Genomic DNA, 24,972 nt, shown 5'->3' with positions numbered 1-24,972 from the left:
AGCACTACGCGGGAAGGTATCTTCAGGTAAGGAGGTGATCCAACCGCAGGTTCCCCTACGGTTACCTTGTTACGACTTCACCCCAGTCATGAATCACAAAGTGGTAAGCGCCCTCCCGAAGGTTAAGCTACCTACTTCTTTTGCAACCCACTCCCATGGTGTGACGGGCGGTGTGTACAAGGCCCGGGAACGTATTCACCGTAGCATTCTGATCTACGATTACTAGCGATTCCGACTTCACGGAGTCGAGTTGCAGACTCCGATCCGGACTACGACGCACTTTATGAGGTCCGCTTGCTCTCGCGAGGTCGCTTCTCTTTGTATGCGCCATTGTAGCACGTGTGTAGCCCTGGCCGTAAGGGCCATGATGACTTGACGTCATCCCCACCTTCCTCCGGTTTATCACCGGCAGTCTCCTTTGAGTTCCCGACATTACTCGCTGGCAACAAAGGATAAGGGTTGCGCTCGTTGCGGGACTTAACCCAACATTTCACAACACGAGCTGACGACAGCCATGCAGCACCTGTCTCACGGTTCCCGAAGGCACTAAGGCATCTCTGCCAAATTCCGTGGATGTCAAGGCCAGGTAAGGTTCTTCGCGTTGCATCGAATTAAACCACATGCTCCACCGCTTGTGCGGGCCCCCGTCAATTCATTTGAGTTTTAACCTTGCGGCCGTACTCCCCAGGCGGTCGACTTAACGCGTTAGCTCCGGAAGCCACGCCTCAAGGGCACAACCTCCAAGTCGACATCGTTTACGGCGTGGACTACCAGGGTATCTAATCCTGTTTGCTCCCCACGCTTTCGCACCTGAGCGTCAGTCTTTGTCCAGGGGGCCGCCTTCGCCACCGGTATTCCTCCAGATCTCTACGCATTTCACCGCTACACCTGGAATTCTACCCCCCTCTACAAGACTCTAGCCTGCCAGTTTCGAATGCAGTTCCCAGGTTGAGCCCGGGGATTTCACATCCGACTTGACAGACCGCCTGCGTGCGCTTTACGCCCAGTAATTCCGATTAACGCTTGCACCCTCCGTATTACCGCGGCTGCTGGCACGGAGTTAGCCGGTGCTTCTTCTGCGGGTAACGTCAATCGACGAAGCTATTAACTTCATCGCCTTCCTCCCCACTGAAAGTACTTTACAACCCGAAGGCCTTCTTCATACACGCGGCATGGCTGCATCAGGCTTGCGCCCATTGTGCAATATTCCCCACTGCTGCCTCCCGTAGGAGTCTGGACCGTGTCTCAGTTCCAGTGTGGCTGGTCATCCTCTCAGACCAGCTAGGGATCGTCGCCTAGGTGAGCCGTTACCCCACCTACTAGCTAATCCCATCTGGGCACATCCGATGGTGTGAGGCCCGAAGGTCCCCCACTTTGGTCCGAAGACGTTATGCGGTATTAGCTACCGTTTCCAGTAGTTATCCCCCTCCATCGGGCAGTTTCCCAGACATTACTCACCCGTCCGCCACTCGTCACCCAAGAGCAAGCTCTCTGTGCTACCGTTCGACTTGCATGTGTTAGGCCTGCCGCCAGCGTTCAATCTGAGCCATGATCAAACTCTTCAATTAAAAGTTCGATTTGCTGAAACAAGTTCAGCGGTGCTCATCTGTAAAACGTCATAATGAATTTCATTATGTGTTCACTCGTGAGGCTTGATATTTTTTACGTCCGGAGACGTTGATATCAATCCTGCGAGTGCCCACACAGATTGTCTGATAAATTGTTAAAGAGCGTTGCGAGCAGTGCCGAGGCTTCCTGTCGCGAGGTGGCGTATATTACGCTTTCCTCCTTCGGAGTCAACTTCTTTTTGAGAAGTTTTTCCGGCGGTTCAGATACTTCCTGAACCTCCTGAGCCGCTGGCCGGTAAGCCGTTGTGCCGTCTCAGTGGTTGCGCATTATAGGGAGATCCTGACGAGTGACAAGGGCTAATTTGCGATAATTTGACTGTTTGCTGCAATCCCCAGCAAAAGCCTGCTTTATACCTGCTTATACACAAACTTATCCACATTCGTCGCAACAGCGTAATTTTGACGAGCATCGCGCAATCGTTTTCGCTACAATGCCCCGCGCAAACGGAAGCCCCCTCAGGGGCGTTACCTGAGACTTATTTCTCTTCTATATATAGAAAGAGATCGCTAAGCCTCATATAACGCTCTTTATATGCGATCCAAAGCCCAAGGGATAAACCTCATGCAACAACGTCGTCCTCTACGCCGCGCGCTGCTCAGCGTGTCTGATAAAGCCGGTATCCTCGAATTCGCTCAGGCGCTTTCCCAACGTGGCGTCGAGCTGCTGTCCACTGGCGGTACTGCACGCCTGCTGGCAGAGGCTGGCCTGCCCGTCACTGAAGTGTCTGACTACACCGGTTTCCCGGAAATGATGGATGGACGCGTCAAAACGCTGCACCCGAAAGTGCATGGTGGCATCCTGGGGCGCCGCGACCAGGATGATGCCATCATGGCTGAGCACGGCATCTCCCCTATTGATATTGTTGTCGTTAACCTCTATCCGTTTGCCCAGACCGTGGCGCGGGAAGGCTGCTCGCTGGCAGACGCCGTTGAGAACATTGATATCGGCGGCCCGACCATGGTGCGCTCTGCGGCGAAGAACCACAAAGACGTGGCGATCGTGGTGAAGAGCAGTGACTACCAGGCCATCATTGCGGAGCTGGATGCCAACGACAACTCGCTGACGCTTGAAACCCGCTTCGACCTGGCGATTAAAGCCTTCGAACACACTGCCGCCTACGACAGCATGATTGCCAACTACTTCGGTAGCCTGGTGCCGGCTTACCACGGCGAAACTACCGCGCCATCCGGCCGCTTCCCACGTACCCTCAACCTGAACTTCATCAAGAAGCAGGATATGCGCTACGGCGAGAACAGCCATCAGGATGCTGCCTTCTATATAGAAGAGAATGTTGCTGAAGCTTCGGTGGCAACGGCACAGCAGGTGCAGGGCAAAGCGCTCTCTTACAACAACATTGCCGATACTGATGCGGCGCTGGAGTGCGTGAAAGAGTTCGACCAGCCAGCCTGCGTGATCGTCAAGCACGCTAACCCGTGCGGTGTCGCCGTTGGCGCTTCCATTCTCGATGCTTACGAGCGCGCGTACAAAACCGACCCGACCTCTGCTTTCGGCGGCATCATTGCCTTTAACCGCGAGCTGGACGAAGCCACCGCGCAGGCGATCATCAGCCGCCAGTTCGTGGAAGTGATCATCGCGCCTGCGGCCACTGAAGCAGCGTTGAAAGTGACCGCTGCCAAACAGAACGTGCGCGTGCTGACCTGTGGTCAGTGGCAGCAGCGCCAGAGCGCGCTCGATTTCAAACGCGTTAACGGTGGCCTGCTGGTGCAGGATCGTGACCTCGGCATGGTGAATGAGAGCCAGCTGCGCGTGGTCAGCAAACGTCAGCCGTCCGAGCAGGAGCTGCGTGATGCGCTGTTCTGCTGGAAAGTGGCGAAGTTCGTGAAGTCGAATGCCATCGTCTACGCACGCGACAATGTGACAATTGGTATTGGTGCCGGTCAGATGAGCCGCGTTTACTCCGCGAAAATCGCCGGCATTAAAGCCGCCGATGAAGGCCTGGAAGTGAAAGGTTCTGCGATGGCGTCAGACGCTTTCTTCCCGTTCCGCGACGGTATTGATGCCGCTGCGGCCGTGGGTATTACCTGTGTGATCCAGCCGGGTGGTTCGATCCGTGATGATGAAGTGATTGCCGCCGCGGATGAGCACGGCATCGCAATGATCTTCACCGACATGCGCCACTTCCGCCATTAATTACGGAGCCTCAGATGAAAATTTTAGTGATTGGTAATGGCGGCCGTGAACACGCGCTGGCCTGGAAAGCCGCTCAGTCCCCGCTGGCTGAGACCGTGTTTGTAGCGCCGGGCAATGCCGGTACTGCGCTGGAACCCGCGTTGCAGAACGTGGCTATCAGCCCAACCGATATTCAGGGCCTGCTGAGCTTTGCGCAGAAAGAGAAAATCGACCTGACCATCGTTGGCCCGGAAGCGCCGCTGGTGATTGGCGTCGTTGATGCTTTCCGCGCTGCGGGTCTCAAGATCTTTGGACCCACTCAGGCCGCTGCGCAGCTGGAAGGCTCGAAGGCGTTCACCAAAGACTTCCTCGCACGCCACAAGATCCCGACGGCCGAATACCAGAACTTCACGGACGTTGAGCCTGCACTGGCTTACGTGCGCGAGAAAGGCGCGCCGATCGTCATTAAGGCCGACGGGCTGGCGGCAGGTAAAGGCGTGATCGTCGCGATGACGCTGCAGGAAGCGGAAGACGCCATTCAGGATATGCTGGCTGGTAACGCCTTTGGCGACGCAGGTCACCGCATCGTGGTGGAAGAGTTCCTCGATGGCGAAGAAGCCAGCTTTATCGTAATGGTTGATGGTGAGAACGTCTTACCGATGGCCACCAGCCAGGATCACAAACGCGTTGGCGATGGTGATACCGGCCCGAACACTGGCGGCATGGGAGCTTACTCCCCGGCTCCGGTGGTAACCGACGAGATCCACCAGAAGGTGATGGACGAAGTGATCTGGCCAACCGTGCGCGGCATGGCGGGCGAAGGCAACGTCTACACCGGATTCTTGTACGCCGGTCTGATGATCGACAAGAGCGGCCAGCCGAAGGTCATCGAGTTTAACTGCCGCTTTGGCGATCCAGAAACGCAGCCGATCATGCTGCGCCTGCAGTCGGATCTGGTCGATCTCTGCCTGGCTGCCGTTGACGGCAAGCTGAACGAGAAAGACTCCGTCTGGGATCCACGCCCTTCACTGGGTGTGGTACTGGCGGCTGGCGGGTATCCAGGCGATTACGTCAACGGTGAGCAGATCCACGGTCTGCCGCTGGAAGAAGTAGCGGATGGCAAGGTGTTCCACGCCGGGACAACGCTGCAGGACGACCTGGTGGTGACCAACGGTGGGCGCGTGCTGTGCGTGACCGCCCTGGGTGAAGATGTGGCCGCTGCACAGAAGCGTGCTTATCAGCTGGCGCAGCCAATCTCCTGGAATGGCAGCTTCTACCGTAAAGATATCGGCTATCGCGCGATTAATCGTAAATAGTAACAGCGGGCGATAAGCTGTCGCCTGCTGCCAGGTAGCCTGAGGGGCGGAGGGTTAATCCGCCCCTTTTTCATGCTTAAAAACTCTCATCCTTCGGCTCACTGCTGCAGAAGTCATCGCTGGCGACCTGCAACAGCTGCGTGCCGCCCGGTGCTTCCAGCCAGGCTACGCTCACCGCTCCGGGTTTGTCACGCTGCTGGCGGGCGATATAACCCAGCTCAATACGGGTAAACTCAGGGCGAGCCTGCGCGCCCTGGCAGGTCTTAATCGTACCATCCGGCTGCCAGCTGCCCTGACGCAGCAGCACGCGCCCTGCCAGCAGGTCATCGCTGACTTTCAGCATCCGCTGGGCATCAAACTGATACAGCGCCACCGCATCAGCGGAGAGCGCCTCACGCCGCCCGGAGAGCTGGCGCTGCATAAAGCTCAGCCTGCCTTCAAGATCAAAGCGCAACATCACGTCATCCGGTGCTGCGCCAATGATGTGGCGCTCCACCGAGACAAGCTTGCCCTGCTGCCACAGGTAGTCGCTGGTTTCCACCGCCCCACCACTGAAGGGCGTATACACCGTCATCAGATGGGCGACCTGCTGGTCGTGATTTTTACGCCAGATGCGCACCGCACCGCGATCGGCAAGATAGCCGCTGGCGGTAAAGTCGGGAAGATCGGAGTGCGAACTGCAGCCTGCTAACAGCAGCAGCATGGCGAAAGAGAGGGTGCGTTTGCAAAGGGAGAGTTTCATGACGAAAAGAGTATCACAACCCTGGCGCCAGCAAAGAGGCTTCAGCAGGGGAAAACACAGTGAAGGCTGAAATGAGGATAAACAAAAGGGGCGAATCCGCCCCCCTGTTTAAACTCTTCACCGTTAGACGATTACTTAACAGCGTCTTTCAGTGCTTTACCAGATACAAATGCCGGTACGTTTGCAGCAGCAATTTTGATCTCTTTGCCAGTCTGCGGGTTGCGGCCAGTACGCTCAGCACGGTGGTTAACTTTAAAGGTACCAAAACCAACCAGTTGTACAGCATCACCTTCTTTCAGAGACTCAGTAATCGCAGCCAGGGTGGATTCCAGAGCAGCTTTAGCCTGGGTCTTAGACAGGTCCGCTTTGTCCGCAATTACATCAATCAGTTGAGTCTTGTTCATAAGTTATCCTTACAGTGTATTTATCGCTTGCTAAGCACCGAGTGCGAGGGAAAAACCAGATTCTGGCACTCTCCTGCATACACGCACCGATAGCCACATTTTTCAGCCCCCCAAATGTAGACCAGACTGGGGGCGAATGTGAAGCCCAAAGGCGCGACAAATCGGGCCTGAGGTCACGTTTTGTCGCCTTACTGCTGAAAATTTATACCGATATTACTGATTCCGGATTCGCGCAGGTCAGATCGCAGTCCTTTTATCAGTTCCAGGTCCCGCTCCTCACAGGCGGCGAGCAGGCGGAATATCTCCCACTGGATGTCCCATTCCTCTTCGACGGCGGGATTCTCTTTTAGCTCTTCTTCGGTCATTTCACGGCCGGCCTGGGTCATTTCCAGCATTGCGACGGTAGTGATGGAGGTCTCGCTGACCGCAACTGCGTGGGTGAAGGTTTCACCACTGAGGCGAGAATGCAGCAGTTCGCTCAGCGCCACGCAGGCATCGATTGCCGGGTAAACACCGTACAGATCGTAATCATCGGCAGAGGGGATCGCCTCTTCCAGTTTTTCCAGCTGGCTGTCGAAGTTAACCTTGGCGTCTTTTACCACCAGGGTTTCCCACAGCAGATCAAGAATACGACGATAGAGCTGGCCATCACCAAAGCCGGTTTGCTGACAAAACTCGCGGTAGTTGGGCGCCATACGTTCGCACAGGCAGGCCATAAAAGTAACGTGCTGCCAGCTTTCGAGTTTTTCCAGCCGCAGATGAATCGGGTTACGTAACATATCGGGATCTCAGAATTAATGCGCTTGCCGCAGTGTACCTGAAAAGCCACTGGGCAGCACGAATGCTAATCTGCGGAGAGTTTGCTGAATGCCGGGCGCCGGGAGGCGATAGCGTCCGCCCAGCGCGTGGGTTCCGGCAGGCGATAACCGCGCAGGCAGTTCTGCACCCACTGCAGCGCAGTGGCCTGACTGACGCGATGCGCGGGAGAGATAAACAGCGGATTACAGCGCAGCTTACTGCGCAGCACCCAGCCAAGCTGCTGCTCTTTATCAATCAGGGGTTCCACGCTGCCTGGCGCAGCACCGGGCGGTGTAAACTTCCCGCACAGGCGCTTTTTCGCCACGCCGATGGTGGGGACATCCACCAGCAGGCCAAAATGGCTGGCAACGCCGAGGCGGCGCGGATGGGCAATGCCGTGACCGTCCACCAGCAGCAGGTCAGGATGGTGCTCCAGCAGCTGCCAGGCGGCCTGTAGTGCGGGCATTTCACGGAAGGAGAGGAAGCCGGGAATATAGGGCATGGTAGTGGCAATACGCGCCACCCGATGCTCAATGACCTGCATTGAGGGATATTCGAGGATCGTCAGCGCGGCACGCGTCACTTCACCGCCCTGTTCAAATCCGACATCTGCCCCGCCAATCAGGCGCGGCGGCATCACGTCAAAATCATCCCGGACAATCACCTCAGCGGCGCATTGCTGCTGCTGGTCACGTAGTGCTGCGATATCCATAGTTCCTCCCCCTGGCTGATTTACCCGAGGTGGTAAGGGCGCGAAAGCTTATGCACCGCTTCAACAAACACACCTGCGTTTTCGGGTGGAACATCCTGATGAATGCCGTGGCCCAGATTGAAGACATGGCCGGTACCCTCGCCAAAGCCTTCAAGAATACCCGCCACTTCCTGTTCGATACGTGCTGGCGATGCGTAAAGCATGGAGGGGTCCATATTGCCCTGCAGCGCCACTTTATGGCCTACGCGGCGACGTGCATCGGCAATGTCGGTGGTCCAGTCAAGACCCAGCGCATCACACCCTGTCGCTGCCATGGCTTCCAGCCACTGTCCCCCCCCTTTGGTGAACAGCGTTACCGGCACGCGCCGGCCTTCGTTCTCGTGCAGCAGACCATCGACGATTTTGTGCATGTAGTGAAGTGAGAACTCCAGATAATCGCGCCCGGTCAGCACGCCGCCCCAGGTGTCAAAAATCATCACCGACTGTGCACCGGCACGGATCTGCGCATTGAGATACTGGGTGACGCTGTCCGCCAGCTTATCCAGCATCAGATGCAGGGTTTCGGGTTCGGCGTACATCATCTTTTTCAGCTTGGTGAAAGCCTTACTACTGCCGCCTTCAACCATATAGGTCGCCAGCGTCCACGGGCTACCGGAGAAACCGATCAGCGGCACTTCGCCGTTGAGGTTTTTACGAATGGTGCGCACCGCGTTCATTACGTAACCCAGCTCCTGCTCAGGATCGGGAATGGGCAGCTTTTCTACGTCGGCACGGCAGGTAATCGGGTTAGAGAAGCGTGGACCTTCGCCCGCTTCGAAATACAGCCCCAGGCCCATCGCATCGGGGATCGTCAGGATATCGGAGAACAGGATCGCCGCATCCAGCGCGTAGCGGCGCAGGGGCTGCAGCGTGACTTCGCAGGCCAGTTCGGCATTTTTGCACAGCGACATAAAGTCACCGGCCACGGCACGCGTGGCTTTATATTCCGGCAAATAACGGCCGGCCTGGCGCATCATCCACACCGGGGTCACATCAACCGGCTGGCGCAGCAGGGCGCGCAGGTAACGATCGTTCTTCAATTCGCTCATCTTAAGGCTCTCTCTCCAGTCATGCCTGTAGTGTAACATTTACTGGAATTGACCGTGAGGCTGCGCAGTAAAATGCACCGCAAAGAGAGCCTCCCCCCTACTGTAGTCGTGCAATCCTGGTGCAGCCAAAGGGTCGAGCTTACTTTGTGAGGGTTAACGCCTGGGAGCTCAGAGGATTATCTTCAACGGCAGCCAGCGCAGCAGGGGCTTTATGGCTGGCCTCAGTCGGCCTTTTCTCTCTCTTATTGGCTAGTGCCATCTCATCTTCAACCTGATGAGACATACCAATAAAGGCCCCCCCTTTTTCAATAGCCAGCTCGTTCGTGTAGATCTCCCCCTCTACCCGGCCACGGGACATAATAGTGACGCTTCCCGCGTGGCAGCTCCCCTTAAGTAAACCGTTAATGACGAGCTTTGCGGATTTCACCGTGCCGACAACGCTTCCCTCTTTACCAATCTGCGTGATTTTCTGGCTGGTAATGTTTCCTTCGACCGTACCATTAACCGTAATATTATTTTCATTGGTTATTTCCCCCCGCAATACCGAGCCGAGTGAAATAGTCGTTTCTTTAATCATCAGGTCGTCATGACGTTCACTAGTAGCGGCTTTGGCGGGTTCAGTATTCAGGGCAGGAGCATTTTTACCTACGCCTGCATCGCGGTCTTTTTTGGAGAAATTAAGCACGTGAGCAACCATCCTTTTTTTGTGCAAAGATAAGATAAATAAAAATAAAATACAGAGTCCTGCGGCGATAGCCAGGAGGTACATGATTCTTTTCTGAGACAGCGCAAAGGCGACGATCGCACATCCCCAGAAGATCCAAATCCCCCACAGCGGCCAATTTTTTTTCATGTCTGACCTGATAATACAGTCTGTTTTCCCACACATCATCCTTATGCTCCCGGCACGTGTTAATCTTCAGCGGAATAATCGCCGCGTCACAATTCACGTCCTTTCTGGAAAAAATAAACCAACAAAAATAAAAAACTCCAATAACGTGAGGCGGTATTGTTTAACCGCTTTTAATTATAGATTTTTCTTATTTATTTGCAGGCTCATCCTTGAGCCCGATAATATTTGAATTTATTGCAGAAATAAAGCAACGGGGCGATCAGGATTCTGCTTCTGCCCGGCACAGGGCGACGGTATCTTCGATCAGGCGGCGTGCCACGGTACCTGCCGGCGGCAGCTGTGGCAGCGCATCAAAGCGATACCAGCCCGCGTCGAGCAGCTCTTTCGGGTCGATGACTATCTCCCCGCTGTCGTAGTCGGCCATAAACGCCATCATCAGCGACTGCGGGAACGGCCAGGGCTGGGAGGAGACATAGCGCAGGTTTTTCACTTTGATCCCGCTCTCTTCCATCACTTCACGCGCCACGGTCTGCTCCAGGGTTTCCCCCACTTCGACAAATCCGGCCAGCACGGTATAGATGCCGTTACGATGGCGGGTATGTTGCGCCAGCAGGATCTCTTCGCCACGGCGGATTGCCACGATGATGCACGGCGCAATCTGCGGATAGTAGCGTTGGCGACAGTGGCTGCACAGGCAGGCCCACTCTGTTTTGCTGTGGTGCATTTCATGGCCGCAGTAGCCGCACCAGCGGTGCGAGCGGTAAAACTCCGCCAGCTGAATACCGCGCCCGACGAGTTGGAACAGGCCACTCTCCTGCTCCAGCAGCTGACGTAACGATCCCATCTCCTGCGGTCGGGTGGCACGGATCAGCCATACCGGTTCACCCTGCCACTCACCAATTATCGATCCTGTCGATCCCACAAGGTCCCGTTCAACGGCCCCACCGTACGGTAATTCGCCTTTTGGTAACCAAATTTTGTGTTCCTGGCTGACAATCCACCAGCCAGCGTCTACGCTTAAAATTTCACGTTCCATAAATTTTTCATCATCCTCAGTTTTAAACTGGATTGAGGTCAGACGTTAAAAATAACACTCACGGAGTTGAACATGCTTAACCAGTTAGAAAATCTCACCGCGCGCGTCGGCGGTTGCAGTGAACTGGTCGATTTTTGTCTGCACGCGCGTAAGCAGTTGCTGGTCGCGTATTACCAGATGGTTGGCATCAAGCCTAACAAGGAATCGATGACTACGCTTGATGAAAATGCGCTGGATACCTTTTGCCAGAACCTTGTGGATTACCTCTCCACCGGGCATTTCACCGTTTATGAACGTTTTATTCAAGAGATGGATGGGACCGAGCAGCTGGCAAAAGCCGCGCTGATCTACCCATCACTCCAGGCGAATACCGAACAGATCATGAAGGTTTATGACTCGTATCTGGAAACGGCTATCGACCATGATAACTGCCTGGAATTTCAGCAAGCCCTCTCTACCGTTGGTGAAGCCCTGGAGGCGCGATTTACGCTGGAGGATAAATTCATCAAACTGGCTTTAGAAAAAGGCTCTGATATTCAACCTGCTGCCAATCAATCTTCCCTTGCACGCCCTGCCTGAAACGTTATCAGAATGTGATCCTCTTGTAGTTTGCAAAAAGCCCCTTTATGCTTGAGGGGTTAGGGCGAGGCATGCCTCGCCCCTGCGTATTGTCAATTCGAGATTGGTAATTCTGGCGTAGTAACCAGAAAACCAATCGATATCTTGTCGGAGTGCCCTACGGGGCTGAGACCGTTAATTCGGGATCCGCGGAACCTGATCAGGTTAGTACCTGCGAAGGGAACAAGAGTAAATCTGTTATTACGCTACGGATGCGTATTTCCGTATCGTTCTTATTACTCCCGCCTCCAGGCAAGCAAACTTCCCGATGAAACAGGAACTTGCTATGTCTATTGCTACTAAAAAAACCCATCGTCGTGAACAACGCGCCGCCGCACAGCAGTTTATTGACTCGCTGCAGGGCACTGCTTTCCCTAACTCTGAACGTATTTATCTGACCGGCTCCCGTGCCGATATCCGCGTGCCGATGCGCGCGATCCAGCTCAGCCCGACAGTGTCAGGCGGCAGTAAGGATAACCCTGAACTCGAAGCCAACGAGCCGATTCCGGTCTACGACACCGCCGGGCCATACGGCGACCCGCAGGCTACGGTGGATGTGCGTGCCGGGCTCAGCAAGCTGCGCCTGAACTGGATTGCCGAGCGTGGCGATTCTCAGGAGGTCACAGAGCTTAGCTCCGCCTGGACCCAGCAGCGCCTGGCCGATGAGGGGCTGGATCACCTGCGGTTTGATCACCTTCCACGCCCGCGTCGGGCGCTAAAGGGGCGCTGCGTCACGCAGATGCACTATGCACGGCGGGGGATCATTACCCCGGAAATGGAGTTTATCGCCATCCGTGAAAACATGGGCCGCGAGCGCATTCGTAGCGAGGTGCTGCGCCAACAGCATCCGGGTCACAGCTTTGGCGCGCAGCTGCCGCAGGATATCAGCGCCGAATTTGTGCGCCAGGAGGTGGCCAGCGGTCGGGCAATCATCCCGGCGAATATTAACCATCCGGAATCGGAGCCGATGATTATCGGGCGCAATTTCCTGGTGAAAATTAACGCCAATATCGGCAACTCGGCGCTCAGCTCCTCTATCGAAGAGGAGGTAGAAAAACTGGTGTGGTCGGCGCGCTGGGGGGCAGATACGGTGATGGACCTCTCCACCGGGCGCTACATTCACGAGACCCGCGAGTGGATCCTGCGTAACAGCCCGCTGCCGATTGGTACCGTCCCCATCTATCAGGCGCTGGAGAAAGTTAACGGCGTGGCGGAAGATCTCAACTGGGAAATTTTCCGCGATACCCTGCTGGAGCAGGCGGAACAGGGCGTCGACTACTTCACCATTCATGCTGGCGTGCTGCTGCGCTACGTTCCAATGACCGCCAAACGCCTGACCGGCATTGTGTCACGCGGCGGTTCGATTATGGCGAAGTGGTGCCTGTCACATCATCAGGAAAGTTTTCTGTATCAGCATTTTCGTGAAATCTGCGAGATCTGCGCGGCCTACGATGTCTCGCTGTCGCTCGGGGATGGTCTGCGCCCCGGCTCAATTCAGGATGCCAACGATGAAGCACAGTTTGCAGAGCTGCGCACGCTCGGGGAACTGACCAAAATTGCCTGGGAGTATGACGTACAGGTGATGATCGAAGGGCCAGGTCATGTCCCGATGCAGATGATCCGCGTCAATATGATCGAACAGCTGGAGCACTGCCACGAAGCGCCGTTCTACACGCTCGGCCCGCTGACCACCGATATTGCCCCCGGTTATGACCACTTCACCTCCGGCATTGGTGCCGCGATGATCGGCTGGTTTGGCTGCGCGATGCTCTGCTACGTCACGCCAAAAGAGCACCTCGGCCTGCCAAACAAGGAAGATGTCAAACAGGGGTTAATCACCTACAAAATCGCCGCGCACGCCGCCGATCTCGCTAAGGGCCATCCCGGCGCGCAGATCCGCGATAACGCCATGTCCAAAGCGCGCTTCGAATTCCGCTGGGAAGATCAGTTTAACCTCGCGCTCGATCCGCATACCGCACGCAGCTACCACGATGAAACCCTGCCGCAGGAATCCGGTAAGGTCGCACACTTCTGCTCAATGTGCGGGCCAAAATTCTGTTCGATGAAAATCACCCAAGAAGTACGCGAATACGCCGCACGCCAGCAGGCTGAAGCGCAGCCGATCGAAGTCGGTATGGCGCAGATGTCAGAAGAGTTTCGCCACCGTGGCGCTGAGCTGTACCACCGCGCCGATGCCCTGAAATCAGAGGAAAAAATATGAGCCGTGAAGCCTTTCCCGCAACCGCAGCCCGCCTGGGCCTTTACCCGGTTGTCGATACCGTGGAATGGATTGCGCGCCTGCTGGAGGCGGGCGTTCGCACTATCCAGCTGCGCATTAAAGACCGTGCGGATGAAGCCGTAGAACAGCAGATTGCCGAAGCGATCGCCCTCGGCAAGCGCTACCAGGCGCGGCTGTTTATTAACGATTACTGGCGGCTGGCGATCAAATATCAGGCGTATGGCGTGCACCTCGGGCAGGAAGATCTTGATGTCGCCGACCTGGATGCCATTCATGCTGCAGGGCTGCGGCTGGGCCTCTCCACCCACGATGATAGCGAGCTGGATCGGGCGCTGGCCGAGCGCCCTTCCTATATCGCGCTGGGCCACGTCTTCCCAACGCAGACCAAGGAGATGCCGTCCAATCCGCAGGGGCTGGAAGAGCTGACGCGCCATATTCAGCGGCTGCGCGGTATTTCCACGGTGGCGATCGGCGGGATCAGCCTGGCGCGTGCGCCTCAGGTGCTGGCGACCGGCGTCGGCAGTATTGCCGTCGTTAGCGCAATCACCCAGGCCGCCGACTGGCGTGACGCCACGCGCCAGCTGCTCGACCTCGCGGAACCTGAGGGGGCGCCTCATGCTTAGCGACCAGGATTTTTTGCGCTATAGCCGCCAGCTGCTGCTGGAAGAGTTTGGGCTGGATGCCCAAGAGAAGCTCCAGGCAGCCAGCGTGCTGATTGTCGGTCTCGGCGGGCTGGGTGCTCCCGCCGCACTCTATCTGGCGGCAGCAGGCGTCGGCAAGCTGCTACTGGCCGATGATGACCAGCTGCACATAAGTAACCTGCAGCGCCAGATCCTCTACCGCAGCAGCGAAACCGGGCAGCCAAAGGCGGAGCTGGCGAAAAATCACCTGCTGGCGCTGAATCCGCAGATAGAGGCGATTGCCCTCAGCCAGCGGCTGGATGCCGACTCGCTGGCGGCGCTAATGAGCAGCGTTGATCTGGTGCTCGACTGCAGCGACAACATGCCAACCCGCCATGCGGTGAATGCCGCCTGTATTGCCAGCAATACGCCGCTGATCAGCGGCAGCGCGGTTGGCTTTGGCGGTCAACTGCTGGTCCTGACGCCGCCGTTTGCCCACGGTTGCTACCGCTGCCTGTGGCCGGATGACAGCGAACCGCAGCGCAACTGCCGCACCGCTGGGGTGCTTGGCCCGGTGGTTGGCACCATCGGCACGCTACAGGCGCTGGAAGCCCTGAAGATGCTGGCCGGGGAAGCCTCACCGCTCGACGGCAAGCTGCGCCTGTTTGATGGCCGCCAGCAGACCTGGCGCACCCTCTCACTGACGCGCAGCTCTGGCTGCCCGGTATGCGGGGTCGCAGCATGAAGGTGATTGTCAATGATGAAAGCGTGACGCTGGGTGGCGATGAAACGCTGAACGACCTGCTGCAACAGCTGCAGCGCCACCAGCCCGGCACCGCGCTGGCGCTGAATCAGGCTATCGTGCCACGCGAACGCTGGCCGCTCGTCCGCTTACAGGAGGGCGATGAACTGGTTATTTTTCAGGCCATCGCCGGAGGTTAATATGTTACAGATCGCAGATAAAACGTTCTCATCACGCCTGTTCACCGGCACCGGAAAGTTTGCCAGCCCGGCGCTGATGCTGGAAGCGATCCGCGCTTCCGGCTCGCAGCTGGTTACGATGGCAATGAAGCGGATAGACCTGCGCGGCGGCGATGACGGCATTCTGCTGCCGTTGCAGCAGCTCGGTGTGCAGCTTTTACCGAACACCTCCGGGGCAAAAACCGCTGAAGAGGCCATTTTTGCCGCCCGCCTGGCGCGTGAGGCGCTGGGCACACACTGGCTGAAGCTCGAGATCCACCCCGACGTGCGCTACCTGCTGCCGGACCCGATTGAAACGCTAAAGGCCGCGGAACAGCTGGTTAAAGAGGGTTTTGTGGTGCTGCCCTACTGCGGTGCCGACCCGGTACTCTGCAAGCGGCTCGAAGAGGTGGGCTGTGCGGCAGTGATGCCGCTCGGCGCGCCGATTGGTAGCAATATGGGGCTGAAAAGCCGTGATTTCCTGGCCATCATCATTGAACAGGCCAGTGTGCCAGTGGTGATTGATGCCGGAATTGGCGCGCCGAGCCACGCCAGCGAAGCGCTGGAACTGGGGGCGGATGCCGTGCTGGTGAATACCGCCATTGCGGTCGCACAAGATCCGGTGCAGATGGCGCGCGCCTTTAAGCTGGCGGTAGAAGCCGGTGATCTGGCGCGGCGCAGTGGCCTGGGCGGCATCGCGGCGCAGGCGGTGGCCAGCAGCCCGCTGACCGCGTTTCTCTCAGCCGGAGCAGGCGCATGAAAAGTTTTATATCGCAGTGGGAAACCCTCGACTGGGACGATATCCGCATGCGCATCAACGGCAAAAAAGCCGCCGATGTCGAACGCGCTCTGAACGCGGCCAAAATGAACCGCGAAGACCTGATGGCGCTGCTCTCCCCCGCTGCTGCCGCCTATATTGAGCCGATGGCGCAGAAGGCCCAGCGCCTGACGCGCCAGCGTTTTGGCAACACCGTCAGCTTCTATGTTCCGCTCTATCTCTCTAATCTGTGCGCCAATGACTGCACCTACTGCGGCTTCTCGATGAGCAACCGCATCAAGCGCAAGACGCTGAACGGGGAAGAGATCGCCCGCGAGTGCGAGGCGATCCGCGCCATGGGCTTCGATCACCTGCTGCTGGTCACCGGCGAGCATCAGACCAAAGTCGGCATGGACTATTTCCGCCAGCACTTTCCCGCCATTCGTCAGCGCTTCAGTTCACTGATGATGGAGGTGCAACCGCTGGACGAGCCTGACTATGCCGAGCTGAAAACGCTGGGCCTTGACGGGGTACTGGTATATCAGGAAACCTACCACCCGGCGGTTTATAGTCAGCATCATCTTAAGGGTAACAAACAGGACTTTTTCTACCGGCTGGAGACTCAGGATCGTTTAGGCAGGGCGGGGATCGACAAGATCGGCCTCGGCGCGCTGATTGGGCTGTCGGACAGCTGGCGCACCGACTGCTTTATGCTGGCGGAGCATCTGCTGTGGCTACAGCAGCACTACTGGCAGACGCGCTACTCTATCTCCTTCCCGCGGCTGCGCCCGTGCGCGGGCGGCATTGAACCGGCGTCGATGATGGATGAAGCGCAGCTGGTGCAGGTGATTTGCGCGTTCCGCCTGTTCGCACCGGAGGTGGAGCTTTCGCTGTCGACGCGGGAATCCCCGCAGTTTCGCGACAGCGTGGTGCCGCTGGCGATCAACAGCGTCAGCGCCTTTTCAAAAACGCAACCGGGCGGCTACGCCGATAACCGACCGGAGCTGGAGCAGTTCGCCCCGCATGATGCGCGCACTGCGCAGCAGGTGGCCGAAGCGCTGGTGCGTGCCGGGCTACAGCCGGTCTGGAAAGACTGGGATGGATATTTGGGGCGCGCCACGCAATAAAATGTCGCCCGCTGCAACCGCGTTGAAAAGCCGTGAAGACGTTACGCAACCTTGAATTCACGGCCTTTTAACCCGAGCGATGGACGCTATAGTGGCGGCGTGGGCAGCCTTCACGCCGCCCGCCAGGGTCAGCTGTGTTCCTTCTCGCTGACCCTGCCCTCTTCCTTCACCTCCATCGCCGGCAGGCAGCTTAGCATCGCCCGCTCAACCGCTGCGCCGAGTATCTCCAGCGCTTTTTCAATCTGTTCACTGAAAGCCTGGGCATAGCTGAGGCGCAGGCAGTTTCGATATTTACCGGAGGCCGAGAACAGTGAACCAATCGCGACCTGAACGCCGGAAGCGCGCAGATCCTGATTGAGTTGCCAGGCATCAAAGGGTTCCGGCAGCTCTACCCAGATAAGAAAACCGCCCTGCGGGCGCGTCACGCAGATCCCGCAGGGAAAATGGTGCCGCACCCGGCGGGTAAACGTCTCCAGGTTACGCTGATAAAAACTGCGCATCCGCCGCAGATGCGGCTGGTAATGGCCCTGACGAATAAATGCCGCCACTGCCATCTGCGTCTGGGTGGCGGTCGAGCCGGTGCTGATATATTTCATATGCAGTACGCGGTCGAAATAGCGCCCCGGTACGACCCAGCCGACCCGCAGTCCGGGTGCCAGCGTTTTTGAAAAGGAGCTGCACAGCAGCACGCGGCCATCTGTATCCAGCGACTTGATGGTCATTGGCCGGGGATAGTCAAACGCCAGTTCGCCATACACATCATCTTCGATGATCGCGATATCGAAGCGCTGCGCCAGCGACAGCAGCGCCTGTTTACGCGCGGTTGGCATGACAAAACCCAGCGGATTATTGCAGTTGGGTACCACCACTACCGCTTTGATCGGCCACTGCTCGAAGGCCAGTTCCAGCGCTTCAAGGCTGATACCGCTGACGGAATCGGTGGGGATCTCAATGGCGCGGATCCCGAAACCGCGCAGAGTTTGCATGGTGCCGTGAAACGCCGGAGATTCAACGGCAACAATATCGCCAGCCTGACAGATGGCACGGATTGAAACCGACAGTGCTTCATGACAGCCGGTGGTGATAATCACGTCATCGGCCACCAGCTGACAGCCACTGTCAATCATCAGGCGGGCGATCTGTTCACGCAGCTCGGCCACGCCATACAGGTTGTCATAGTTCAGCAGCCGCGGATCCTGCTGCTGCCCAAGGCGGCTGATGATTTTCCACAGGGGCTTCAGCGTTGGCGGGTCGATATTTGGCGTGCCGCTGCCTAACTGTAGAACGTCATTATCCAGCCGCGCATTAAGCAGCTCCATCACGGTATCCCACTGGGTAATCTCTACCGGGCGCTGTACCGGACGGGTAATGGGTGGCAACGGCGGTGCTGCCTTACGCGGCGTGACGAAGTAGCCGGAACGCGGCTGCGGGGTAATCAGCTGCTTTTCTTCCAGCAGGTAGTAAGCCTGCTGCACGGTGCTGATACTGACGCCGTGTTCGGCACTTAGCGCCCGCACCGACGGCAGCCTCTCCCCCGACTGATACAACCCCTGCTCAATACGCTGGGCCAGCAGTTCTGCCAGATGTTGATAACGCGTCATCGTATCCTACCTCGCCCATCACTTTGCCAGAAACCAGTACAGATGGCGGCGAAAATCACCATTCAGAGCCAGTTCCGCCCATTCTGTATGTCAATTAAATGTGTTTTTTGCATCTGTATCCTGAATCACATTACAGACAAAATAGCAGTCAGACAACGGGATTGATGAGGAGGCAATAATGGAGTTTGAAGCAAACAGAGCAGTGAAACCTTTTAGCTGGGCACTGATTAAAGCGATCTTTATTGTGCCTTATCGACGCTGGCAGGCACGCCGACTGCGCGCCTGCACCCGACAGATTTTATCAAGGCTGAGCGCTGCGCAGCTGAAAGATATCGGGCTGACCTGCGAGGATGTCCGACGTTTATAGTGATGTGGCTTGGGTGAACGTTCGCACCCCGGGCAACGGAGCAGTCCTGGCTCCGTTGCCCTTTTTTTATTTAATTGCCGCGATAAGTCGAGTAGCCATACTGACTGAGCAGCAGCGGGATATGATAGTGCTCACCGCTTTTCTCCACGTGGAAGATCACCGGGATCTCCGGGAAGAAGGTGGGCTGACTGTGCTGCTTATAGTAGTCACCGGTTTTGAATACCACTTTGTAATCACCCTCTGCCATGCTTTTTCCTTCCGGGTAAAGCGCAGCAATACGGCCATTCTTATCGGTTACGCCAGACGCCAGTTTGACCCACCCCTGCTGCTGCTGCTGCTCCAGCTCAACCGTGACGCCAGCCGTCGGCACGCCGGTCTGCAAATTCAGTACGTGCACGCTCAGCGGATTCTTTACGCCTTCACCTGCGGCTAATGCCGGTAATGAACAGGCGGCAAGGCTTGCCAGCAAAACAGCTTTCATGACTTTCATAGGATTTCCTTATAGTGAGATTCCCGCTGAAGATAGCAGCCACGCCAGCAGCTCACCAATTCGCGGCTAAATATGTGAAATTTCCTACAAACTGCCGGGCACTTATTTCGCCGCGGCGCTGCTCCAGACCGACGGCCAGTCACCCGGCTCTCCGCCGTTACAGCTGGGCTGGCTATTATAGTGGGTCAGATGGAAGGTTTTGCCGTCATATTTCCAGCCGCCACTTTCACCACAGTCAGCGATACCACGACCACGACCGGAGAAGAACAGCTCACCGGTTTTAGGGTCATAATCTGCTTCAGTAAACATACTCTCTATCTGCGCTTGACCCTGCTCATCTTTGAGCGGTAACGGCAGGGTCAGCTGTTTTGCATCCTGCGGGTTAGCGCGCGCGCTGATGAACAGCAGGCTGGAAGATTGATAGGCGCCCAGGCCGCAGTTGACCAAAACCAGCGCCTGACGATCGTTAAGCGGCTGCGCATGACTGCGTGCGCGCGTCTCTTGATCCTGATCGCAGTACTGGTCTGCCAACAGCTTGCCGTTCGCGGCGATAGCACCATCAATCAGCGCGGCCTCATTGGTTAACGGCATCACTGCTGGCGGCGAAAAATTCAATGCCGGGCCATCGGGGCGCGCCGGCACTAAATCCGGCTCATTGTTGCCGACCTTCAGTAAGGCGGTCTGATTATTGAGCCGGCCCTGGCGGTCGTCCACCAGCAGCAGCGCGGCGTTTAATCCGCTCAGTGAAGCCGCACCCTGTTCAGAATCAGCGGTTACAGAGACTTCCAGCGCGTTTTTACTGGCCTGCACCCACTGCTGAATGTCACTCAGTTTGTCGGTCCCGCCGCCGCCAAAATCGCCGTTTTCACCCGCCGCCGTGATGGGAATATCGGAGTGCCAGGGCTTGCCGTCCAGCCAGATCCCTTCGGGTTTTTGCTCGCCAAAAGCCTGGAAAGCCAGAGAGGCTTTACCGTTGACGCCCGCCTCGCGCGTGATAATGATGCGCAGGCCCTCGTCCATATTGCGCACGTCGCAGTCGTTAAGATTGTTGCAGGTCACCTGCCAGTTTTTAAACACCTTTTGTACCGGCGCATTCACCCACTCTTGTGCCTGAATCCCCGCGCTAAATACCAGCAGCGCCAGCGCCACGAAACCCCTTTTGCTTTGCATCATTTCTCCCTGTCACTTTTCCTTAGGCCAAAAAAAACCCCGCCGGAGCGGGGTTTTACTATGCCATAAGCGATTGACGATTACTCGTCGTTACCGCCCAGGTTGCCTGCGTTAAGCAGTTCAGCCAGGCTGGCCGACGCTTCGTCAGCAGTGACGACTGGCACGATGGGTGCCTCGCCCGCTGCTTTACGACGCATACGGTCCTGGTGATAAGCGTAACCGGTACCGGCTGGGATCAGACGGCCAACGATAACGTTCTCTTTCAGGCCGCGCAGTTCGTCGCGTTTGCCCGCAACGGCTGCTTCGGTCAGTACGCGCGTGGTTTCCTGGAACGATGCCGCAGAGATGAACGACTCGGTAGCCAGGGAAGCTTTGGTGATACCCAGCAGGTCTCGTGCAAATGTTGCAGAGATTTTGCCGTTAGCTTCCAGATCGCGGTTAGCGATCTTAACGCGTGAGAACTCAACCTGCTCACCGTCGAGGAAGTCAGTACCTCCAGCGCTGGCGATGGTAGCTTTACGCAGCATCTGACGCACGATGACTTCGATGTGCTTATCGTTAATCTTAACGCCCTGCAGACGGTAAACTTCCTGCACTTCGTTAGTGATGTAACGGGTCACCGCATGCACGCCGCGCAGACGCAGGATGTCATGTGGAGACTCTGGGCCATCGGAAACAACATCACCGCGCTCTACGCGTTCACCTTCGAACACGTTCAGCTGACGCCATTTCGGAATCATCTCTTCGTAGTGATCGCTACCGTCGATTGGTGTGATCACCAGACGACGCTTGCCTTTGGTCTCTTTACCGAAGGAGATGATGCCGCTGATCTCAGCCAGGATTGCCGGCTCTTTCGGACGACGGGCTTCGAACAGGTCAGCAACGCGTGGCAGACCACCGGTGATGTCCTTGGTACCGCCAGATTCCTGCGGTACACGCGCCAGGGTGTCACCAGAACTGATCTTGATGCCATCTTCCAGCTGCACAATCGCTTTACCCGGCAGGAAGTACTGAGCAGGCATATCGGAGCCTGGGATCATTACGTCGTTACCGTTAGCATCAACGATTTTCAGGGCTGGACGCAGATCTTTACCACCCGCAGTACGTTCCGCACTGTCGAGGATAACCAGAGAGGAGAGACCGGTCAGGTCATCCGTCTGGCGGGTAATGGTCTGGCCATCAATCATGTCAGTGAAGCGAATGAAACCGCTCACTTCGGTGATTACCGGCATGGTGTGCGGATCCCAGTTTGCTACGGTTTCGCCCGCTGCAACCTGCTCGCCGTCGCCTTTCGCCATGGTAGAACCGTAAGGAACTTTATAGCTCTCTTTGGTACGACCAAATTCGTCGATCATCTTCAGCTCGGTGTTACGCGAGGTAACGACCAGCTTGCCAGCGGAGTTGGTAACCGACTTGGCGTTGATCAGCTTCAACGTACCTTTGTTCTTCACCTGAATGCTGGATTCAGCAGCCGCACGAGATGCCGCACCACCGATGTGGAACGTACGCATCGTCAGCTGTGTACCCGGCTCACCGATGGACTGTGCCGCGATAACGCCGATGGCCTCACCTTTGTTGATGATGTGACCACGTGCCAGGTCGCGACCGTAGCAGTGTGCACACACGCCGAAGTCAGTTTCGCAACTTACTACGGAGCGGACTTTCAGGCTGTCAACAGAGTGCTCTTCCAACAGGTCACACTGCTGTTCGTGCAGCAGCGTGTTGCGTGGCAGCAGGATGTCAGCAGTACCCGGCTTGAGAACGTCTTCTGCGGTCACACGACCCAGAACGCGCTCACGCAGCGGCTCTTTCACGTCGCCACCTTCGATGACCGGGGTCATCATGATGCCTTCGTGCGTACCACAGTCATCTTCAGTCACGACCAGATCCTGCGCGACGTCTACCAGACGACGAGTCAGATAACCGGAGTTAGCTGTTTTCAGTGCGGTATCCGCCAGACCCTTACGAGCACCGTGTGTAGAGATGAAGTACTGGAGTACGTTCAGACCTTCACGGAAGTTCGCGGTGATTGGCGTTTCGATGATGGAGCCATCTGGCTTAGCCATCAGACCACGCATACCGGCCAGCTGACGAATCTGTGCTGCAGAACCACGCGCACCGGAGTCGGCCATCATAAAGATGCTGTTGAAGGAAACCTGACGCTCTTCCACACCGTCGCGGTTGATCACCAGTTCGGTAGAGAGGTTTTCCATCATCGCTTTCGCAACGCGTTCGTTGGCCGCAGCCCAGATATCGATCACTTTGTTGTAGCGCTCGCCAGCGGTAACCAGACCAGACTGGAACTGCTGCTGGATCTCTGCCACTTCGGCTTCCGCTTCGGTGATGATTTCCACTTTCTTCTCTGGGATCACCATGTCGTCGATACCAACAGACGCACCCGAGCGTGCCGCATAGGCAAAACCGGTGTACATGGTCTGGTCAGCAAAGATAACGGTCGGCTTCAGGCCCAGGATGCGGTAACAGGTGTTCAGCATCTTGGAGATAGCTTTCTTACCCAGCGCCTGGTTGACGATGGAGTAAGGTAGACCTTTAGGTACGATCATCCACAGGATGGCGCGGCCAATGGTGGTGTCGATGATGCTGGTTTTAGCAACCCATGCACCCTGCTCGTTTTTCTCGTGCTCGGTGATACGCACCTTAACGCGAGCGTGCAGAGACGCGTGGCCGGCGCGGTAAACACGCTCAGCTTCTTTCGGGCCAGTCAGCACCATGCCTTCGCCTTTGGCGTTAACACAGTCGCGGGTCATGTAGTACAGACCCAGTACAACGTCCTGAGAAGGAACGATGATTGGCTCGCCGTTCGCAGGTGACAGGATGTTGTTGGTAGACATCATCAGCGCACGCGCTTCCAGCTGAGCTTCCAGCGTCAGCGGAACGTGTACTGCCATCTGGTCACCATCGAAGTCGGCGTTGTATGCCGCACAGACCAGCGGGTGCAGCTGGATAGCTTTACCTTCGATCAGTACTGGCTCAAACGCCTGGATGCCCAGACGGTGCAGAGTGGGTGCACGGTTCAGCAGAACCGGGTGTTCGCGGATCACTTCATCCAGGATATCCCAGACGACAGACTCTTCACGCTCAACCATTTTCTTAGCAGCTTTGATGGTGGTAGCAAGACCACGCAGCTCCAGCTTGCCGTAGATGAACGGTTTGAACAGCTCCAGTGCCATTTTCTTCGGCAGACCACACTGATGCAGACGCAGGTATGGACCTACGGTGATAACCGAACGACCAGAGTAGTCGACACGTTTACCCAGCAAGTTCTGACGGAAACGACCCTGCTTACCTTTGATCATATCGGCCAAAGATTTCAGAGGACGCTTGTTAGAACCGGTGATCGCACGACCGCGACGGCCGTTATCCAGCAGCGCATCGACCGCTTCCTGCAGCATACGTTTTTCGTTACGTACGATGATATCTGGCGCAGCCAGATCCAGCAGGCGTTTCAGACGGTTGTTACGGTTGATTACGCGACGATACAGATCGTTCAGATCTGACGTTGCGAAACGACCGCCGTCCAGCGGCACCAGCGGACGCAGGTCCGGTGGCAGTACAGGCAGCACGGTCAGGATCATCCACTCTGGCTTGTTACCAGACTGAACGAACGCTTCCAGCAGCTTGATACGCTTGGTCAGTTTTTTACGCTTGGTTTCGGAGTTAGTTTCGTTCAGCTCTTCACGCAGCTGCTCGCACTCTTGCTCCAGGTCCATGTTTTTCAACAGAGCCTGGATCGCTTCCGCACCCATTTTAGCGTCGAATTCGTCACCAAACTCTTCCAGCGCGTCGAGATACTGCTCTTCAGTCAGAATCTGGCGCTTTTCGAGGTTGGTCATGCCGCCTTCGATAACCACATAAGATTCGAAGTACAGAACACGTTCGATATCACGCAGTGGCATATCCAGCAGCAAACCGATGCGCGAAGGCAGCGATTTCAGGAACCAGATGTGCGCAGTCGGTGAAGCCAGCTCAATGTGGCCCATGCGCTCACGGCGAACCTTGGTCTGTGTAACTTCAACGCCACACTTCTCACAGATTACACCACGGTGTTTCAAGCGCTTGTACTTACCGCACAGGCACTCATAGTCTTTTACTGGCCCGAAAATACGCGCACAGAAAAGACCGTCACGTTCAGGCTTGAACGTACGGTAGTTAATGGTTTCCGGCTTTTTAACTTCACCAAAAGACCATGAACGGATCATATCTGGCGATGCCAGAGCGATCTTGATCGCATCAAACTCTTCGGTCTTAGTTTGCGCTTTCAGAAACTTAAGTAAGTCTTTCACGGATTAGCTCC

General features: G+C 56.6%; 21 protein-coding genes, 1 rRNA gene and 1 riboswitch. Of the genes, 10 read left to right on the top strand and 12 right to left on the bottom strand.

Annotated elements, in window-relative coordinates; translation table 11 throughout:
- Window positions 1–27: 27 nt before the first annotated feature.
- Window positions 28–1,568 (bottom strand): 16S ribosomal RNA (locus tag J2Y91_RS09455).
- Between the two features lie 622 nt (window positions 1,569–2,190).
- Here J2Y91_RS09455 and purH point away from each other — a divergent pair.
- Together purH and purD are read left to right on the top strand one after the other, a co-directional pair.
- Window positions 2,191–3,780: a bifunctional phosphoribosylaminoimidazolecarboxamide formyltransferase/IMP cyclohydrolase gene (purH, locus tag J2Y91_RS09450; RefSeq protein WP_048914331.1), complete on the top strand. Its 1,590-nt coding sequence runs from the start codon at window positions 2,191–2,193 to the stop codon at window positions 3,778–3,780.
- A gap of 14 nt (window positions 3,781–3,794) precedes the next feature.
- Window positions 3,795–5,075, top strand: a complete 1,281-nt coding sequence (purD, locus tag J2Y91_RS09445) for a phosphoribosylamine--glycine ligase (protein WP_099755108.1) — start codon at window positions 3,795–3,797, stop codon at window positions 5,073–5,075.
- Between the two features lie 76 nt (window positions 5,076–5,151).
- Here the strand turns inward: purD and J2Y91_RS09440 are convergent, their stop codons facing one another.
- The 7 genes from J2Y91_RS09440 to nudC all read right to left on the bottom strand — a co-directional run bounded on the left by J2Y91_RS09440 (window position 5,152) and on the right by nudC (window position 10,708).
- Window positions 5,152–5,817 carry a DUF1481 domain-containing protein gene (locus J2Y91_RS09440; protein ID WP_253537962.1) on the bottom strand — a complete coding sequence of 222 codons (666 nt, stop codon included), beginning with the start codon at window positions 5,815–5,817 and terminating at the stop codon, window positions 5,152–5,154.
- A 131-nt stretch (window positions 5,818–5,948) separates the two neighbouring features.
- The gene (gene hupA, locus J2Y91_RS09435) at window positions 5,949–6,221 is read right to left on the bottom strand and encodes a nucleoid-associated protein HU-alpha (RefSeq protein ID WP_002438605.1); all 273 of its coding nucleotides are present in this window, start codon (window positions 6,219–6,221) and stop codon (window positions 5,949–5,951) included.
- 188 nt (window positions 6,222–6,409) lie between these two features.
- A complete protein-coding gene (locus J2Y91_RS09430) occupies window positions 6,410–7,000 on the bottom strand; it encodes a YjaG family protein (RefSeq protein ID WP_048914328.1) in 591 nt (196 codons plus the stop codon).
- 65 nt (window positions 7,001–7,065) lie between these two features.
- Window positions 7,066–7,731, bottom strand: coding sequence for a deoxyribonuclease V (gene nfi / locus J2Y91_RS09425; protein WP_253537959.1), 666 nt, complete (start codon window positions 7,729–7,731; stop codon window positions 7,066–7,068).
- 20 nt (window positions 7,732–7,751) lie between these two features.
- Entirely contained in the window at window positions 7,752–8,819 is a 1,068-nt protein-coding gene (gene hemE, locus J2Y91_RS09420; protein WP_048914326.1) for a uroporphyrinogen decarboxylase, read from the bottom strand.
- Between the two features lie 139 nt (window positions 8,820–8,958).
- Window positions 8,959–9,672 (bottom strand): bactofilin family protein, encoded by a 714-nt coding sequence (locus tag J2Y91_RS09415; protein WP_253537955.1) that lies wholly within the window; start codon window positions 9,670–9,672, stop codon window positions 8,959–8,961.
- Between the two features lie 259 nt (window positions 9,673–9,931).
- Window positions 9,932–10,708 carry an NAD(+) diphosphatase gene (nudC, locus tag J2Y91_RS09410; protein WP_253537952.1) on the bottom strand — a complete coding sequence of 259 codons (777 nt, stop codon included), beginning with the start codon at window positions 10,706–10,708 and terminating at the stop codon, window positions 9,932–9,934.
- Window positions 10,709–10,780: 72 nt separating this feature from the next.
- Here nudC and J2Y91_RS09405 point away from each other — a divergent pair, with 72 nt between their 5' ends.
- The 7 genes from J2Y91_RS09405 (at window position 10,781) to thiH (ending at window position 17,029) form a co-directional block, all read left to right on the top strand.
- Window positions 10,781–11,287: an Rsd/AlgQ family anti-sigma factor gene (locus J2Y91_RS09405; protein WP_048914323.1), complete on the top strand. Its 507-nt coding sequence runs from the start codon at window positions 10,781–10,783 to the stop codon at window positions 11,285–11,287.
- Between the two features lie 138 nt (window positions 11,288–11,425).
- Window positions 11,426–11,526, top strand: a riboswitch (TPP riboswitch).
- Between the two features lie 86 nt (window positions 11,527–11,612).
- The gene (gene thiC / locus J2Y91_RS09400) at window positions 11,613–13,547 is read left to right on the top strand and encodes a phosphomethylpyrimidine synthase ThiC (protein WP_253537949.1); all 1,935 of its coding nucleotides are present in this window, start codon (window positions 11,613–11,615) and stop codon (window positions 13,545–13,547) included.
- Window positions 13,544–14,188 carry a thiamine phosphate synthase gene (gene thiE / locus J2Y91_RS09395; protein ID WP_253537946.1) on the top strand — a complete coding sequence of 215 codons (645 nt, stop codon included), beginning with the start codon at window positions 13,544–13,546 and terminating at the stop codon, window positions 14,186–14,188. The genes thiC and thiE overlap by 4 nt, the downstream gene beginning before the upstream one ends.
- A complete protein-coding gene (locus J2Y91_RS09390) occupies window positions 14,181–14,930 on the top strand; it encodes a HesA/MoeB/ThiF family protein (protein WP_253537942.1) in 750 nt (249 codons plus the stop codon). The genes thiE and J2Y91_RS09390 overlap by 8 nt, the downstream gene beginning before the upstream one ends.
- Window positions 14,927–15,127, top strand: a complete 201-nt coding sequence (gene thiS / locus J2Y91_RS09385; RefSeq protein WP_253537940.1) for a sulfur carrier protein ThiS — start codon at window positions 14,927–14,929, stop codon at window positions 15,125–15,127. The genes J2Y91_RS09390 and thiS overlap by 4 nt, the downstream gene beginning before the upstream one ends.
- A 1-nt stretch (window position 15,128) precedes the next feature.
- Complete coding sequence (locus J2Y91_RS09380) at window positions 15,129–15,905, top strand: thiazole synthase (protein ID WP_133622226.1); 777 nt, start codon at window positions 15,129–15,131, stop codon at window positions 15,903–15,905.
- The gene (gene thiH / locus J2Y91_RS09375; protein ID WP_253537938.1) at window positions 15,902–17,029 is read left to right on the top strand and encodes a 2-iminoacetate synthase ThiH; all 1,128 of its coding nucleotides are present in this window, start codon (window positions 15,902–15,904) and stop codon (window positions 17,027–17,029) included. The genes J2Y91_RS09380 and thiH overlap by 4 nt, the downstream gene beginning before the upstream one ends.
- A gap of 128 nt (window positions 17,030–17,157) precedes the next feature.
- Here the strand turns inward: thiH and J2Y91_RS09370 are convergent, their stop codons facing one another.
- Window positions 17,158–18,630 (bottom strand): aminotransferase-like domain-containing protein, encoded by a 1,473-nt coding sequence (locus J2Y91_RS09370; RefSeq protein WP_048914316.1) that lies wholly within the window; start codon window positions 18,628–18,630, stop codon window positions 17,158–17,160.
- Window positions 18,631–18,808: 178 nt separating this feature from the next.
- Here J2Y91_RS09370 and J2Y91_RS09365 point away from each other — a divergent pair, with 178 nt between their 5' ends.
- Window positions 18,809–18,997, top strand: coding sequence for a DUF1127 domain-containing protein (locus tag J2Y91_RS09365; RefSeq protein WP_133622229.1), 189 nt, complete (start codon window positions 18,809–18,811; stop codon window positions 18,995–18,997).
- A gap of 70 nt (window positions 18,998–19,067) precedes the next feature.
- Here J2Y91_RS09365 and uraH read toward each other — a convergent pair whose 3' ends face one another.
- The 3 genes from uraH to rpoC form a co-directional block, all read right to left on the bottom strand.
- Window positions 19,068–19,487, bottom strand: coding sequence for a hydroxyisourate hydrolase (gene uraH, locus J2Y91_RS09360; protein WP_048914314.1), 420 nt, complete (start codon window positions 19,485–19,487; stop codon window positions 19,068–19,070).
- Between the two features lie 102 nt (window positions 19,488–19,589).
- Window positions 19,590–20,657 (bottom strand): DUF1176 domain-containing protein, encoded by a 1,068-nt coding sequence (locus tag J2Y91_RS09355; protein ID WP_133624974.1) that lies wholly within the window; start codon window positions 20,655–20,657, stop codon window positions 19,590–19,592.
- An 80-nt stretch (window positions 20,658–20,737) separates the two neighbouring features.
- Window positions 20,738–24,961 (bottom strand): DNA-directed RNA polymerase subunit beta', encoded by a 4,224-nt coding sequence (gene rpoC / locus J2Y91_RS09350; RefSeq protein WP_133622230.1) that lies wholly within the window; start codon window positions 24,959–24,961, stop codon window positions 20,738–20,740.
- Window positions 24,962–24,972 lie beyond the last annotated feature (11 nt).

Origin of the sequence: Erwinia aphidicola (genome assembly GCF_024169515.1) — a bacterium.
GTDB classification, from domain to species: Bacteria; Pseudomonadota; Gammaproteobacteria; order Enterobacterales; family Enterobacteriaceae; genus Erwinia; species Erwinia aphidicola.
The sequence above is the reverse complement of the archived record's forward strand: the minus strand, read 5'-3'. Positions and strand labels throughout refer to the sequence as shown.

Coding starts and splice junctions, on each gene's coding strand:
- nfi (WP_253537959.1), bottom strand. CDS start 7,731: ATGGATATCGCAGCACTACGTGACCAGCAGCAGCAATGCGCCGCTGAG.
- J2Y91_RS09365 (WP_133622229.1), top strand. CDS start 18,809: ATGGAGTTTGAAGCAAACAGAGCAGTGAAACCTTTTAGCTGGGCACTG.
- J2Y91_RS09430 (WP_048914328.1), bottom strand. CDS start 7,000: ATGTTACGTAACCCGATTCATCTGCGGCTGGAAAAACTCGAAAGCTGG.
- J2Y91_RS09380 (WP_133622226.1), top strand. CDS start 15,129: ATGTTACAGATCGCAGATAAAACGTTCTCATCACGCCTGTTCACCGGC.
- thiS (WP_253537940.1), top strand. CDS start 14,927: ATGAAGGTGATTGTCAATGATGAAAGCGTGACGCTGGGTGGCGATGAA.
- nudC (WP_253537952.1), bottom strand. CDS start 10,708: ATGGAACGTGAAATTTTAAGCGTAGACGCTGGCTGGTGGATTGTCAGC.
- hupA (WP_002438605.1), bottom strand. CDS start 6,221: ATGAACAAGACTCAACTGATTGATGTAATTGCGGACAAAGCGGACCTG.
- thiH (WP_253537938.1), top strand. CDS start 15,902: ATGAAAAGTTTTATATCGCAGTGGGAAACCCTCGACTGGGACGATATC.
- J2Y91_RS09405 (WP_048914323.1), top strand. CDS start 10,781: ATGCTTAACCAGTTAGAAAATCTCACCGCGCGCGTCGGCGGTTGCAGT.
- J2Y91_RS09370 (WP_048914316.1), bottom strand. CDS start 18,630: ATGACGCGTTATCAACATCTGGCAGAACTGCTGGCCCAGCGTATTGAG.
- J2Y91_RS09440 (WP_253537962.1), bottom strand. CDS start 5,817: ATGAAACTCTCCCTTTGCAAACGCACCCTCTCTTTCGCCATGCTGCTG.
- hemE (WP_048914326.1), bottom strand. CDS start 8,819: ATGAGCGAATTGAAGAACGATCGTTACCTGCGCGCCCTGCTGCGCCAG.
- J2Y91_RS09355 (WP_133624974.1), bottom strand. CDS start 20,657: ATGCAAAGCAAAAGGGGTTTCGTGGCGCTGGCGCTGCTGGTATTTAGC.
- purD (WP_099755108.1), top strand. CDS start 3,795: ATGAAAATTTTAGTGATTGGTAATGGCGGCCGTGAACACGCGCTGGCC.
- thiE (WP_253537946.1), top strand. CDS start 13,544: ATGAGCCGTGAAGCCTTTCCCGCAACCGCAGCCCGCCTGGGCCTTTAC.
- thiC (WP_253537949.1), top strand. CDS start 11,613: ATGTCTATTGCTACTAAAAAAACCCATCGTCGTGAACAACGCGCCGCC.
- J2Y91_RS09390 (WP_253537942.1), top strand. CDS start 14,181: ATGCTTAGCGACCAGGATTTTTTGCGCTATAGCCGCCAGCTGCTGCTG.
- purH (WP_048914331.1), top strand. CDS start 2,191: ATGCAACAACGTCGTCCTCTACGCCGCGCGCTGCTCAGCGTGTCTGAT.
- J2Y91_RS09415 (WP_253537955.1), bottom strand. CDS start 9,672: ATGAAAAAAAATTGGCCGCTGTGGGGGATTTGGATCTTCTGGGGATGT.
- uraH (WP_048914314.1), bottom strand. CDS start 19,487: ATGAAAGTCATGAAAGCTGTTTTGCTGGCAAGCCTTGCCGCCTGTTCA.